The sequence below is a fragment of the Aeromonas sp. ASNIH7 genome, from assembly GCF_002903485.1.
Lineage (GTDB): Bacteria > Pseudomonadota > Gammaproteobacteria > Enterobacterales > Aeromonadaceae > Aeromonas > Aeromonas caviae.
In genome coordinates, this window is sequence record NZ_CP026226.1 from 269,431 (window position 1) to 281,780 (window position 12,350).

The 12,350-nt window shown below is 63.7% G+C and carries 12 protein-coding genes and 2 pseudogenes; 7 read left to right on the forward strand and 7 right to left on the reverse strand.

The features are described 5' to 3' along the window. Positions 1-50: 50 nt before the first annotated feature. The 3 genes from C2U47_RS01130 to serA all read left to right on the forward strand — a co-directional run bounded on the left by C2U47_RS01130 (position 51) and on the right by serA (position 2,942). On the forward strand, positions 51-647 hold the full coding sequence (locus tag C2U47_RS01130; protein ID WP_010675192.1) for a 5-formyltetrahydrofolate cyclo-ligase: 597 nt from the start codon (positions 51-53) through the stop codon (positions 645-647). 143 nt (positions 648-790) lie between these two features. Continuing rightward, positions 791-1,444: a ribose-5-phosphate isomerase RpiA gene (rpiA, locus tag C2U47_RS01135; RefSeq protein ID WP_010675193.1), complete on the forward strand. Its 654-nt coding sequence runs from the start codon at positions 791-793 to the stop codon at positions 1,442-1,444. A 265-nt stretch (positions 1,445-1,709) separates the two neighbouring features. Continuing rightward, positions 1,710-2,942, forward strand: coding sequence for a phosphoglycerate dehydrogenase (gene serA, locus C2U47_RS01140; RefSeq protein WP_010675194.1), 1,233 nt, complete (start codon positions 1,710-1,712; stop codon positions 2,940-2,942). A 78-nt stretch (positions 2,943-3,020) separates the two neighbouring features. Here serA and C2U47_RS01145 read toward each other — a convergent pair whose 3' ends face one another. Further along, entirely contained in the window at positions 3,021-3,401 is a 381-nt protein-coding gene (locus C2U47_RS01145; RefSeq protein WP_010675195.1) for a diacylglycerol kinase, read from the reverse strand. Between the two features lie 141 nt (positions 3,402-3,542). On the opposite strand from C2U47_RS01145, the gene C2U47_RS01150 reads away from it, so the two are divergent. Beyond that, positions 3,543-4,607: a 3-deoxy-7-phosphoheptulonate synthase gene (locus C2U47_RS01150; RefSeq protein WP_010675196.1), complete on the forward strand. Its 1,065-nt coding sequence runs from the start codon at positions 3,543-3,545 to the stop codon at positions 4,605-4,607. 211 nt (positions 4,608-4,818) lie between these two features. Here C2U47_RS01150 and C2U47_RS01155 read toward each other — a convergent pair whose 3' ends face one another. The 3 genes from C2U47_RS01155 to C2U47_RS01165 all read right to left on the reverse strand — a co-directional run bounded on the left by C2U47_RS01155 (position 4,819) and on the right by C2U47_RS01165 (position 7,393). Continuing rightward, positions 4,819-5,592, reverse strand: a complete 774-nt coding sequence (locus C2U47_RS01155) for an ATP-binding cassette domain-containing protein (RefSeq protein ID WP_010675197.1) — start codon at positions 5,590-5,592, stop codon at positions 4,819-4,821. Beyond that, the gene (gene btuC / locus C2U47_RS01160) at positions 5,579-6,586 is read right to left on the reverse strand and encodes a vitamin B12 ABC transporter permease BtuC (protein ID WP_010675198.1); all 1,008 of its coding nucleotides are present in this window, start codon (positions 6,584-6,586) and stop codon (positions 5,579-5,581) included. The genes C2U47_RS01155 and btuC overlap by 14 nt, the downstream gene beginning before the upstream one ends. Before the next feature lie 75 nt (positions 6,587-6,661). Beyond that, a complete protein-coding gene (locus tag C2U47_RS01165) occupies positions 6,662-7,393 on the reverse strand; it encodes a substrate-binding periplasmic protein (RefSeq protein ID WP_010675199.1) in 732 nt (243 codons plus the stop codon). 112 nt (positions 7,394-7,505) lie between these two features. On the opposite strand from C2U47_RS01165, the gene C2U47_RS01170 reads away from it, so the two are divergent. Further along, positions 7,506-7,862 carry a DMT family protein gene (locus C2U47_RS01170; protein WP_010675200.1) on the forward strand — a complete coding sequence of 119 codons (357 nt, stop codon included), beginning with the start codon at positions 7,506-7,508 and terminating at the stop codon, positions 7,860-7,862. A gap of 56 nt (positions 7,863-7,918) precedes the next feature. Then, positions 7,919-9,054: pseudogene (gene tapW / locus C2U47_RS01175) on the forward strand (type IVa pilus ATPase TapW). A gap of 61 nt (positions 9,055-9,115) precedes the next feature. On the opposite strand, the gene C2U47_RS01180 reads toward tapW, so the two are convergent. From C2U47_RS01180 to C2U47_RS01190, 3 genes and pseudogenes are all read right to left on the reverse strand, one after another. Then, positions 9,116-9,358 (reverse strand): FeoC-like transcriptional regulator, encoded by a 243-nt coding sequence (locus C2U47_RS01180; protein WP_010675202.1) that lies wholly within the window; start codon positions 9,356-9,358, stop codon positions 9,116-9,118. Positions 9,359-9,404: 46 nt separating this feature from the next. Further along, positions 9,405-11,674, reverse strand: a pseudogene (gene feoB / locus C2U47_RS01185) (Fe(2+) transporter permease subunit FeoB). After that, positions 11,671-11,898 (reverse strand): FeoA family protein, encoded by a 228-nt coding sequence (locus tag C2U47_RS01190; protein WP_010675204.1) that lies wholly within the window; start codon positions 11,896-11,898, stop codon positions 11,671-11,673. The pseudogene feoB and the gene C2U47_RS01190 overlap by 4 nt, the downstream one beginning before the upstream one ends. A gap of 119 nt (positions 11,899-12,017) precedes the next feature. Between C2U47_RS01190 and C2U47_RS01195 the strand changes: the two genes are divergently transcribed. Then, on the forward strand, positions 12,018-12,347 hold the full coding sequence (locus C2U47_RS01195) for a translation initiation factor (RefSeq protein ID WP_010675205.1): 330 nt from the start codon (positions 12,018-12,020) through the stop codon (positions 12,345-12,347). Positions 12,348-12,350: the final 3 nt, after the last annotated feature.

Consider the following 12,350-nt stretch of genomic DNA (forward strand, 5'->3'; position numbering starts at 1 on the left):
GTCGGCCCCTTGCTAAGGTAGCGCCAGCCCACCTTTGCCCAGGAGTCCCCATGCCGGATACCCAACCCGAACGCCAGAACCTGCGCCAGCTCATTCGCCAGCGCAGAAAAAGCCTGAGCCAGGCCGAGCAGCAGGCGGCGGCCCAACAGCTGGTCGAACGCTTCCAGGAACACCCCGGCATCCTCGCGGCCAGGCGCATCGCCCTCTATCTGGCCAACGACGGGGAGCTCGATCCCCTGCCCGCCATCCACTGGCTGTGGGCCCTGCAAAAGGAGGTCTACCTGCCGGTGCTACACCCCTTCACCCCGGGTCACCTGCTCTTCTTGCGCTACACCGCCACCACCCCCATGACCCGCAACCGCTACGGCATCGCCGAGCCCGAGCTCGACGTGCAGCAGGTGCTGCCCCACAGCATGCTGGACATCATCTGCACCCCGCTGGTGGCCTTCGATGAGGCTGGCAACCGCCTCGGCATGGGGGGCGGCTACTACGATCGCACCCTCGCCTGCTGGCACGAGCACCAGCTCGGCCCAAGACCCCTGGGGCTCGCCCACGACTGCCAGCAGGTGGATGCCGTCCCCCGGGAGCAGTGGGACGTGCCGCTCCCCCAGATCATCACCCCCAGCCGCAGCTGGCACTTTGCCTGATCAGGCGGGGGCGCCCCCTTCGGTTCAATAAACAGGCAAACGATTTACATCTTGGGGATTTTTGCGCCGGAACGTGAGCACCATGGTCGCTCTGGGGGGGATGCTTGGATATAATGCGCCCGCTTTTTCCATAAGGATCCATCATGACTCAAGATGAAATGAAGAAGGCGGCCGGTTGGGCTGCGCTCAAATACGTGGTACCCGGCACCATCGTCGGGGTGGGCACCGGCTCTACCGTCAATCACTTCATCGACGCACTGGCGACCATGAAAGACCAGATCAAGGGCGCGGTGTCGAGCTCCATCGCCTCCACCGAACGCCTCAAGGGTCTCGGCATCCCGGTGTTTGACCTCAACGACATCGATGCCCTCTCCGTCTACGTGGATGGTGCCGACGAGATCAACGCCAGCCGCGACATGATCAAGGGGGGCGGCGCCGCCCTGACCCGCGAGAAGATCGTCGCCGCCGTGGCCGACCAGTTCATCTGCATCATCGACAACACCAAGACCGTCGACGTGCTGGGCACCTTCCCCCTGCCGGTGGAAGTGATCCCCATGGCCCGCGAATACGTGGCCCGCGAGATCCGCGCCCTTGGCGGCAACCCGGTGTGGCGTGAAGGGGTGGTGACCGACAACGGCAACATCATCCTGGACGTCAAGGGCATGGTCATCACCGATGCCAAGGCTCTGGAAACCCGCCTCAACAGCATCGTGGGCGTGGTCACCAACGGCCTGTTCGCCCACCGTGGCGCCGACGTTGTGCTGATCGGCACCCCCGAGGGTGTGATCACCAACTAAGGCCCGCTCCCCGGACCTCTCCCTCCGGGCAAGCCCCCGCCCGGGTCAGTCAATCTGACTGCCCCAAATGGACAACGGCGCCTCATGGCGCCGTTTCTGGTTATCCCTCAATGGGTTGTAGCAGCACATCTGCAACAATCGTTGATAACTTCAAAGAATTTGACTTTCGTCACAAATATTCCCTCTCCCAAACGTTTTTGCTACTTTACGGTTTTCTTCACACTGCAAGCCTGAACGCATTTTTCAAAACAATAGAGGGAACGTCATGACAGCCAAGTTTTCGCTGGACAAGGATAAGATCAAGGTACTGCTGCTGGAGGGAGTCCATCCCAACACGGTGGAGACCTTTCGGGCAGCCGGCTACACCAATGTGGAATATCTGAAGACGTCCCTGTCGGAAGAGGAGTTGATCGAGCGCATTCGTGACGTGCATTTCGTGGGCCTGCGTTCACGCACCCAGATCACCGACAAGGTGCTGGATGCCGCCACCAAGCTGGTGGCCATCGGCTGCTTCTGCATCGGCACCAACCAGGTCTCCCTCGACGCCGCCCACGTGCGCGGCATCCCCGTCTTCAACGCCCCCTTCTCCAACACCCGCTCCGTGGCCGAACTGGTACTGGGGGAGATCCTGCTGCTGCTGCGCGGCATTCCCGAGAAGAACGCCAAGTGCCATCGCGGCGTTTGGGAGAAGCTGGCCAACCGCAGCGTCGAAGCCCGCGGCAAGAAGCTCGGCATCATCGGCTACGGCCACATCGGCACCCAGCTTGGCATCATCGCCGAGATGATCGGCATGAAGGTCTATTACTACGACATCGAGAACAAGCTCTCCCTTGGCAACGCCATCCAGGTGCCGAACCTGGTGGAACTGCTCAACATGTCTGACGTCATCAGCCTGCACGTACCGGAAACCGCCTCCACCAAGGATCTCATCGGTGCAGAGCAACTTCGCATGATGAAACCGGGCGCCATCTTCATCAACGCCTCCCGCGGCACCGTGGTGGACATCGACGCCCTGGCCGACGTCATCAAGAGCGGCCACCTCTCCGGCGCCGCCATCGACGTCTTCCCGGTGGAGCCCAAGTCCAACGACGAGGAGTTCCTCACCCCGCTGCGCGGCCTGGACAACGTGATCCTGACCCCCCACATCGGCGGCTCCACCCAGGAAGCCCAGGAGAACATCGGTCTGGAAGTGGCCAACAAGCTGGTCAAATACTCCGACAACGGCTCCACCCTCTCCGCGGTCAACTTCCCGGAAGTCTCCCTGCCCGGCCACAAGGGCTCCAGCCGCCTGCTGCACATTCACCGCAACCAGCCCGGCGTGATGAACCAGATCAACCAGATCTTCGCCGACGAGGGGATCAACATCGCCGGTCAGTACCTGCAGACCAGCAGCGAGATCGGTTACGTGGTCATCGACGTCGAAACCGAGCACAGCGAGAAGGCCTTGGCCCGTCTCAAAGAAATCAATGGCACCATCCGTGCCCGGATCCTGCACTGATAAGCCCTTATCTGCGCAGCAAAAAGCCCGTCGTGATGACGGGCTTTTTTATGTCAGGAGAAAGGTTGCTCTCGTAACCTACCACCAGCCCAGCAGGTTGCGGCCCACCAGGGCGCCCCACACCAGGGCATTGAGGGCCAGAGCGATGAAGACGGCGGCGGAGCCCAGATCCTTGGCGCGGCCCGAGAGTTCGTGATGCTCGGAGCCGATGCGATCCACCACCGCCTCCACGGCGGAGTTGAGCACCTCGATGATCACCACCAGCCAGCTGATGCAGACGAGCAGCAGGATCTCGTTGAGGGAGTCACCTATCCAGAATGCCAGCGGCATCAGCAGCAGGATGAGCAGCAGCTCCTGACGGAAGGCGGCCTCGTTGATCCAGGCCGATTTGAGACCTTTCATGCTGTAACCGGTTGCGTTGATGATGCGGGTGATCCCGGTCGCGCCTGGCTTTGCCACGATAACTACCTCATTTGAAATGGCTTTTGGGTTCACATCCTATCAGAGCCGCCCAAGGTTTCCATCGGGTGACTTTTGCTTTATTTTATTCCCTTGCATTTTGGCATCCCGCCCACCTTATCCACTCGAGAATTGAGTCGTATGTCCATTCACACCGATGAATTGCGCACCCGTCGCCTGGAGGCCCTGATCACCCCCAGCGAGCTGGCGCACGCCTTCCCGTTAACCGACACCATCGCCCAGAACCTGCTGGATGCCCGCCGCCAAGTGGAAGCCATTCTGTCCGGTGAGGATCAGCGCCTGCTAGTCATCGTCGGCCCCTGCTCCATCCACGATCCCGCCGCCGCCCACGAATACGCCCTGCGTCTGAACACCCTGCGTGAAGAGTACAAAGAGAGCCTGTGCATCGTGATGCGCACCTACTTCGAGAAGCCGCGCACCATCGTCGGCTGGAAGGGGCTCATCAATGATCCGCGCCTGGACGGCAGTTTCGACGTCAATGAAGGGCTGAAACTGGCCCGCAAGCTGCTGGTGGACATCAACGAGACCGGCATGCCCACCGCCACCGAGTTCCTCGACATGGTGACCGGCCAGTACATCAGCGATCTCATCACCTGGGGCGCCATCGGGGCGCGCACCACCGAGTCCCAGGTTCACCGGGAGATGGCCTCCGCCCTCTCCTGCCCGGTGGGGTTCAAGAACGGCACCGACGGCAACACCCGCATCGCCATCGATGCGGTGCGCGCCGCCCGTCACAGCCACATCTTCTACTCCCCGGACAAGGACGGCAAGATGACCATCTACCGCACCGCCGGCAACCCCTACGGCCACGTGATCCTGCGCGGCGGCCACAGGCCCAACTACGACACCGCCAGCATCGACGAGGCGTGCGAGGCTCTGGCCCAGGTGGGCCTGCCGGAGCGCCTGGTGGTGGACTTCAGCCACGGCAACAGCATGAAGGATCATCGCCGCCAACTGCTGGTGGCCCAGGATATCTGCGATCAGCTGCGCCGCGGCCGCACCGGCATCGCCGGCATCATGGCCGAGAGCTTCCTGGTGGAAGGGCGTCAGGACGTGGAGAACGGCTGTGCCGCCACCTTCGGCCAGAGCATCACCGATGCCTGTCTGTCGTGGAGTGACACCGAAACCCTGCTGGCCATGCTGGCAGAAGCCGCCCAGGTGCGGCTGGACAAGCAGAAAGCCTGAGCAACCGCTCAACGCTCTCTCTACCAATTCAAAGAGCCAGGCATCACGGATGCCTGGCTCTTTTCATTTCCACAGTGATTCACTCGCCCCCTTGGCTTCACTCAGCCTCTGCAGGTTTTCAATGCTGTATCCGTAGTCGACGGAACGGCTCCCTTCTCCCACTTGTTTCAAAAGAATGGGAGAAGGGCTGGGGATGAGGGGGAAGACCGCCTCAAAGACTCGGCATAAACCAGATGCGGCCGGCCGCCTCGATGCGATCGGTGCGGATCTGGAACACCCGCTCCAGCAGCGCCTCGTCGATGATCCCGACGTCCCCTTCCCCCACCACGCGGCCCTGTTGCAGGCAGAGCACGCGATCCGCCCAATCGATGGCCAGATTGATGTCGTGGATGGCCACCACCACCAGCAATCCCTGCGCGGCCAGTTGCTTGAGCAGCCGCAGCAGCGCCATCTGGTGATGCAGATCCAGCCCCGCCAGGGGTTCATCCAGCAGCAGCACCCGCCCGGTCGGATTGAGGCTTGGCCACAGTTGCAGCAGGGTGCGGGCGATCAGCACCCGCTGCTGCTCCCCCCCGGACAATCGGCTGAAGTCCCGTGCCAGCAGAGGCGCCAGTTCCAGGGCGTCGCACACATCCGCCACCGCCTGCGCCTGGGCATCGGGGCCCCCCTCCTCCAGCCCCAGGCTCAGCACCTGGAACACCGGGATGTGGAACAGCTGGGGCTGGCGCTGGGGCAGCATGGCGCGCCGCGTTGCAAGCTCGGGCCAGCTCAGGGTCGTGATGGCCTCTCCCCCCAGCAAGACGGCGCCATCGGCGGGCAGCAGGCCCGCCAGTGCCCCGAGCAGGGAGGACTTGCCGCTGCCGTTGGGGCCGAGCAGGGCCACCAGCTGACCGCCGGACCAGGTGAGATCCAGGGGAGCGAGGCGATGGGGGATGGCCAGGGCGCGGGCCTCCAGCCGCCAGGGGGCGGGATCAGCGGGACACATCGGCATCTTGCCTCAGCAGCAGATAGATAAAGAGCGGGGCGCCCACCGAGGCGGTGATGACCCCGATGGGCAACTCACCGGCGTGCAGCGCCGAGCGGGCCACCAGATCGGCCCCGAGCAGCAGGGCGCCACCCCCAAGCGCCGAGGCGGGCAGCAGGAAGCGCTGATCGCTGCCACCGCACAGGCGCAGCAGGTGAGGCACCACCAGGCCGACGAAACCGATGACGCCGCACAGGGAGACCGCCACCCCGGTCAGCAGGCAGACCGCCAGCACCAGGCGTACCCGCATGCTGTCCACGTTCAACCCCATAAGGCGGGCCTGGGTCTCCCCCAGCAGCAGTTGTTGCAGTGCCCGCCCCTGCCAGCAGAGCCAGCCGAGGGTGAGGGGCAGCACCAGCCACCACCAGGCAAGCTGCTGGCTGCCGTAGGCGAGGCTGCCCATCATCCAGAACATGAATTCCCGCAAGGAGCCGTCGTCGGCGAAATACATCAGCCAGGTCATGGCCGCATTGGTAAGGATGCCGATGGCGACCCCGAACAGCAGCAGCCGCCCATGGCCGAGCCGTGCCCGGCGTGCGAGACGGATGAGCAGCATGGTCACCACCAGGGCGCCGCCAAAGGCCGCCAGCGACAACCCCCAACCTGGCAGATAGAGCCCGAGCCCCTTGGCCACCGCCATCGCCACCATGGCGGCCAGCCCAGCGCCGCTCGAGACGCCAAGCAGGCCGGGTTCCGCCACCGGGTTGTGCAGCATCACCTGGAGCACGGCACCACCGCAGGCAAGGGAGGCCCCCGCCAGCAGGGCCAGCAGGGCGCGCGGCAGGCGCAGCTCCAGCAGGATGCGCAGCTCCAGATCCCCCAGCGGCTGCCAGGGCAGCAGCACGAACTCCCCGAGGGCGAGGGAGAGCAGGAACAGGGCCAGGGTCAGCAGCGACAGCAGGAGCAGCCAGCGGCGCTGCCAGCGCTGCTGGCGACGGATGAGAGCGAGATACACGGGATCCCCAAGAAGCGAGGCCCGCCGGGGGGCAGGCAGGAAAGCTGCATGATAACAGCGCGTTACCACCCAAGGTCAAGGCTGGTAGGGCTTGGCCAGCGCCGCTATCTCGCCGCTCTCCACCATGGCTTGCAACGCCTGCGCCAGCTTGGGGCCCAGCTCGTGGTGGGGTGAGTGCTTGCTCATCCCGAGGTAGAGCACCACCGGGTTGGGGGGCTGGAAGGGCGCCTTGACGAGGCCGGCGTCGTTGTGCTGGCTCAGGGCGTAATCCACCTGGCAGTCGGTCCCTATCATCAGGGGCAGGTGGCCCCGCTCCACCATGCGCTGCAACTGGTCTTCGGTGGGGACCCCGTGCTTGTCGAGCCCGGCGTCGCCATCGAAGGGGGGGAAGTAGGCGGAGTTGAGCACATAGCCAATCTCGCGGCCCCGCAGATCCTCGTAGCGCCTGAGGCCGGCCACGGCGGCGGGCTTGCCATAGAAGGCAGGCCGGCACTGGTAATAGGACGGCTGCAGGTAGTCGATGAAGGCGGCCCGCTCCTCGGTGTGAGCCAGCCCTATCATCAGATCCACCTGACCGGTCTGCATCTGTTTGAGTGCCCGTCCCCAGGGCACCCGTTTGAGGGTGAGCACAATGCCGCTGCGTGCCTGCAACTGGCGCAGAATGTCGATATCCAGCCCCTGGAAGTCGTCGTTCTCTGCCAGCATGCGAAACGGCGGCCAGACATCGGTGGCCACCGTCAGGGTCGGCGCACCTTGCGCCCAGCAGGCAAACAACAGACAAAGCGCACCCCAGCTTGTCTTGCCCATCCAGCTTTCGCCTTCTTTTGTTACATCCTTGTGAGCTAAAAATACCCTCAAGCACCACTTATGAAAACCCATGGAGTCGAGATAAAATGCATTGATTTAAAAGGAGAACCTAATGAACCCCATCATGACCAGTATCGGCCTGCTCATCTGCAGCAACGTCTTCATGACGTTTGCCTGGTACGCCCATCTCAAGAGCATGAATCACAAACCCTGGATCATCGCCGCCCTGGTGAGCTGGGGGATAGCCCTGTTCGAATACCTGTTGCAGGTGCCCGCCAACCGCATCGGCCACACCGTGCTCTCCGTCGGCCAGCTCAAGATCCTGCAGGAGGTGATCACCCTCACCGTGTTCGTTCCCTTCTCCATCTTCTATCTGAAAGAAGATCTGAAGTGGGACTACCTCTGGGCGGGTCTGTGCATCCTGGGCGCGGTCTTTTTTGTGTTCCGCGAAAAACTGACCGGCGCCTGAGGCTGTACACTCAAGCCATTCATCATCCCCCAGCCCTTTGAGCGACGAGGCCCCTCATGGAATTGAGAGACATGCTGCAGATCCTGGCCAAACAGGACGGTTCCGATCTCTATCTCTCCACCGGCGCCCCCCCTGCGCCAAGTTCAACGGCGCCTTGCGCCCCCTCACCCAGGAGCCCCTGGGGCCGGGCGAGGTGGCCCGCATCGCCTACGACATCATGGATCTCGAGCAGAAACAGCAGTTCGAGAAAGAGCTGGAGATGAACCTCGCCATCTCCCTGCCCCAGATAGGCCGTTTTCGGGTCAACATCTTCAAGCAGCGCAATGAAGTCTCCCTGGTGGCGCGCAACATCAAGACCGAGATCCCCCGCTTCGAGGATCTCAAACTCCCTCCGGTGCTCCTCGACACCATCATGGAGAAGCGGGGTCTGGTGCTCTTCGTCGGCGGCACGGGGTCCGGCAAATCCACATCGCTCGCGGCCCTCATCGATCATCGCAACCGCAACAGCGGCGGCCACATCATCACCATCGAGGATCCGGTGGAGTTCGTCCATCGCCACCAGAAGAGCATCATCAACCAGCGGGAGGTGGGGGTGGATACCCGCAGCTTCCACGCGGCCCTGAAGAACACCCTGCGCCAGGCGCCGGACGTCATCCTCATCGGTGAAATCCGCGATCGGGAGACCATGGAGCATGCCCTCGCCTTCTCGGAAACCGGGCATCTGGCCATCTCCACCCTGCACGCCAACAACGCCAACCAGGCGCTGGATCGCATCATCAACTTCTTCCCGGAAGAGCGCAGACCCCAACTGCTCAACGACCTTGGCAACAACCTCAAGGCCTTTGTCTCCCAGCGGCTGGTGAAGACCACGGACGGCGGGCGCCGGGCGGCGGTGGAGGTAATGCTAGGAACCCACACGGTGCGCGATCTCATCAAGCGCGGCGAGTTTGGCGGCCTCAAGGAGATCATGGAAAAATCCAGGGCCCTTGGCATGGTGACCTTCGACAGCACCCTGTTCGATCTGGTGGTCGAGGGGGTGATCGACGAGGAGGAGGCGGTGAAGAACGCGGACTCCCAGAACAACCTGCGCCTCAAGATCAAACTCTGGCGGGAGAAGGGCCAGATTGGCAACAGCGCGGCGGCGAGCGGCTGGAGCCTGGAGCCCACCAAGGACGAGGGCGACCTCTTCTGAGACGGGCCCGGCGGCCACGAAAAAGGGAACCCTCGGGTTCCCTTTTGCATATGGGCAGGCATCAGCCCTTCTGGATCAGCCCTATCTGGCCGGGCTCGCACCACTCGAACGTCACCTCTTCGTGCTTGCCGCAGCAGGAGCCGCCACACAGGCGGCTCTCCCGCTTGGCGACGCGCCCCTTGCGCATCCAGACCCCGAGCATGGCCTCTACCGCATCCTCGGAGGTGTGAAAGTGGCGGGCCAGCGCCCGCCGGCTCACCTTCTTGTGAAGGGCCAGATAGTCCCCCAGTTCACGCAGGATCACAGAATACCCTCCCTCTCGGCGCACTCGCCCCTGACCATGAGCCCCTTCACAGGGTCACCACCTTGCGGGCGACGATGTCGCCGTGACGACGCCCCAGCCACCAGAGCAGCACCAGGGAGAACAGATAGCTCAGGCTCCAGACCAGGCTCTGCGCCGGGTGGGCGGCGAAGGTCGCCAGTTGATAGAAGAGGGTGGCGCACAGGAAGGCGACGTAGTTGCACCAGGCGGCGGTGAACAGGGCCCACTGACGACCGGTCTCTCGCACCAGAGCCCCCATGGCGGCGGCGCAGGGCATGTAGAGCAGCACGAACAGCAGGTAGGCAAAGGCCCCGGCCACACCGTCGAAGTGGGTCTGCATGTTGCCGTAGGTGGAGGTGTCCACCTCCTGGGCCTCGGCGGCCGCCTGCTTGTCCTCCAGATCCCCCACCTTGAGCCCCATGGGATCGGCGGGGTCGATGTCCGCCAGGTTGGCGGGAATGGTGGCCAGCGCCGCTTTCAGGCTGCCCAGCAGGGAGTATTCACTCTCCTCCTCATCACCGGCGCCGCCGGCGTAGAGGCTGTTGAGGGTAGCGACCACCGCCTCCTTGGCAAAGATGCCGGTGAGGATGCCCACCGTGGCCTGCCAGTTGTCGTCCCGCACGCCTATGGGATGCAGCACCGGGGTCACGGACTGGCTCAGCTTGCTCAGCACCGAGTTCTCCTGATCCTGGTTGCCGAAGCTGCCGTCGGTGCCGAGGGAGTTGAGCACGCTCAGCACCGCCACCATCAGGACGATGGTCTTGCCCGCGCCGAAGATGAAGCCCTTGAGTTTCTGCCAGGTGCGCAGCCCCACGTCCACCGGACGGGGCCACTCGTAATCGGGCATCTCCATCACCATGGAGTCGCTCTTGCCCGGCAGCAGGGTGCTGCGCAGGAAGAGGCCGGTGAGCACCGCCACCAGGATGCCGAACAGATAGAGACCGAACACCAGGTTCTGCCCCGACTCGGGGAAGAAGGCCACCGCGAACAGGGCGTAGACCGGCAGACGGGCGCCGCAGGACATGAAGGGCGCCATGGCCGAGGTCATCAGCCGCTCGCGCTCCGACCCCAGGGTGCGAGTCGCCATCACCGCGGGCACGGTGCAGCCAAAGCCCATCAGCATGGGGACGAAGGCCTTGCCGGGCAGGCCGAGGCGACGCATCAGGGCATCCACCACGAAGGCGGCACGAGCCAGATAGCCGGAGCTCTCCAGCACCGCGAGGAAGAGAAAGAGGCAGCCCACCACGGGGATGAAGGTCGCCACCGTCTGCAAACCGGCACCCACGCCGTCCGCGAGCACGGCTCCCAGCCAATCGGGGGCACTCATCAGCCCCAGCAGGTGGTGCACTCCGTCCACGAACAGGGCCCCCCGAGGATGTCGAAAAAGTCGATGAAGGCGCTGCCCACCTTGATGGCGAACATGAACATCAGGTACATCACCAGCAGGAAGAAGGGGATGCCCACCCAGCGGTTGAGCAGCACCCTATCCAGCCGTTCGCTCTGGGCGACGGTGAGCTTGTCCTGATGACGGCACGCCTGCTGGCACCAGTGGTGGATATGGCCGTAGCGCAAATCAGCGAGTTGCAGGTCGATGTCCTGGGCGTGGTGGGCGCGGCTCACCACGTTGTCGGCCGCCGCCTGCTGCCCCGCCGCCAGGGTCTCCTGCATGGCGATGTCTTCCTCCAGCAGGCGCAGGGCGCGGCCACGGCGATGCAGATGATGGGGGGCAAGCAGGGTCTCCAGCTCGGCGATGTCCCCCTCGAGGGGCTGACCGTAGTCGAGCATCAGGGCGGGCTGGGACTGGCCGATAAACTGGTGGATCCCCTCTTTGAAGGCCGCTACCTGCTGGCGATTGTGGGCCGAGAGCGACACCACGGGGCACCCCAGCGCCTTGGCGAGCAAGGCCTCGTCGATGGTGATGCGCCGCTTTTGCAGCAGATCCATCTTGTTGAGCACCACCACCATGGGCAGCCCCAGCTCCCGCAGTTGCAGGGTGAGGTAGAGGGAGCGCTCCAGGTTGGCGGCATCGATGACGTTGAGCAGCAGATCCGGCTGCTGGCGCTGGACGAAGCGACTGGCGATCTGCTCGTCCAGGCTCGCCTCCTGGTTGGCCAGGGCATAGATGCCGGGCAGGTCCACCAGGGTGTATTCCTGCCCGCGGGCAGCAAAGGCCCCCATCTTCTTGTCGACGGTGACCCCGCTCCAGTTCCCCACCTGCTGGCGGGAGCCGGTCAGGGCGTTGAACAGGGAGGTCTTGCCGCTGTTGGGATTGCCCACTGTGACCAGGTTGTAGCTCATACCGGCTCCACCTCGATTTGCTGGGCCAGACTCCGCTGCATGGAGAGGCAGATGCCCTGGCACTGGATCTGGAGCGGGTCCCCCAGGGGGGCGGCCCGCAGATAGAGGATCTCGGTCTGGGGCAGCAGCCCCATCACCATCAGCTTGCGCCGCAAGGCGCGGCCAAGGTGGTTCATGTGCGTGATGCGAGCGCTCTGTCCCGGCGACAGCTCTGTGAGTACCATGACGGGCTCCTGAAGTTAAACAAGAATAATTCGCTTTTAATGGGGGGATTATAAGCTGTGCCCTCAACATTTATTTGCGTAAAATCAAACTCCGCTTAGCTAACCGACAAAGTATTGCCATGAGTCACGACAACAACAGCCGCCTGGTCTATAGCACGGACGGCGGCATGATCAAGGAATCCGCCCCCGCCCAGCACGCCTCCCCCTTCCCCGCCGACGGGGTCGTGCGCATCCGCCGCGAGACCAAGGGACGCAAGGGGGCCGGGGTCATCAGCATCCACGGCGTTCCCGTCGACCAGCAGAAGGCCCTCGCCACCCTGCTCAAGAAGAAGTGCGGTACCGGCGGCGGTCTCAAGGAGGGGATCATCGAGATCCAGGGGGACAAACGGGACCTTATCAAGGCCGAACTGGAGAAGGCCGGCTTTCAGGTCAAGCTGGTGGGGGGATAATTC

What these genes read in the sequence shown, in the direction of transcription:
- C2U47_RS01130 (WP_010675192.1), top strand. Translation starts at nt 51, where the DNA reads ATGCCGGATACCCAACCCGAACGCCAGAACCTGCGCCAGCTCATTCGC.
- rpiA (WP_010675193.1), top strand. Translation starts at nt 791, where the DNA reads ATGACTCAAGATGAAATGAAGAAGGCGGCCGGTTGGGCTGCGCTCAAA.
- serA (WP_010675194.1), top strand. Translation starts at nt 1,710, where the DNA reads ATGACAGCCAAGTTTTCGCTGGACAAGGATAAGATCAAGGTACTGCTG.
- C2U47_RS01150 (WP_010675196.1), top strand. Translation starts at nt 3,543, where the DNA reads ATGTCCATTCACACCGATGAATTGCGCACCCGTCGCCTGGAGGCCCTG.
- C2U47_RS01155 (WP_010675197.1), bottom strand. Translation starts at nt 5,592, where the DNA reads ATGTGTCCCGCTGATCCCGCCCCCTGGCGGCTGGAGGCCCGCGCCCTG.
- C2U47_RS01165 (WP_010675199.1), bottom strand. Translation starts at nt 7,393, where the DNA reads ATGGGCAAGACAAGCTGGGGTGCGCTTTGTCTGTTGTTTGCCTGCTGG.
- C2U47_RS01170 (WP_010675200.1), top strand. Translation starts at nt 7,506, where the DNA reads ATGAACCCCATCATGACCAGTATCGGCCTGCTCATCTGCAGCAACGTC.
- C2U47_RS01190 (WP_010675204.1), bottom strand. Translation starts at nt 11,898, where the DNA reads ATGGTACTCACAGAGCTGTCGCCGGGACAGAGCGCTCGCATCACGCAC.
- C2U47_RS01195 (WP_010675205.1), top strand. Translation starts at nt 12,018, where the DNA reads ATGAGTCACGACAACAACAGCCGCCTGGTCTATAGCACGGACGGCGGC.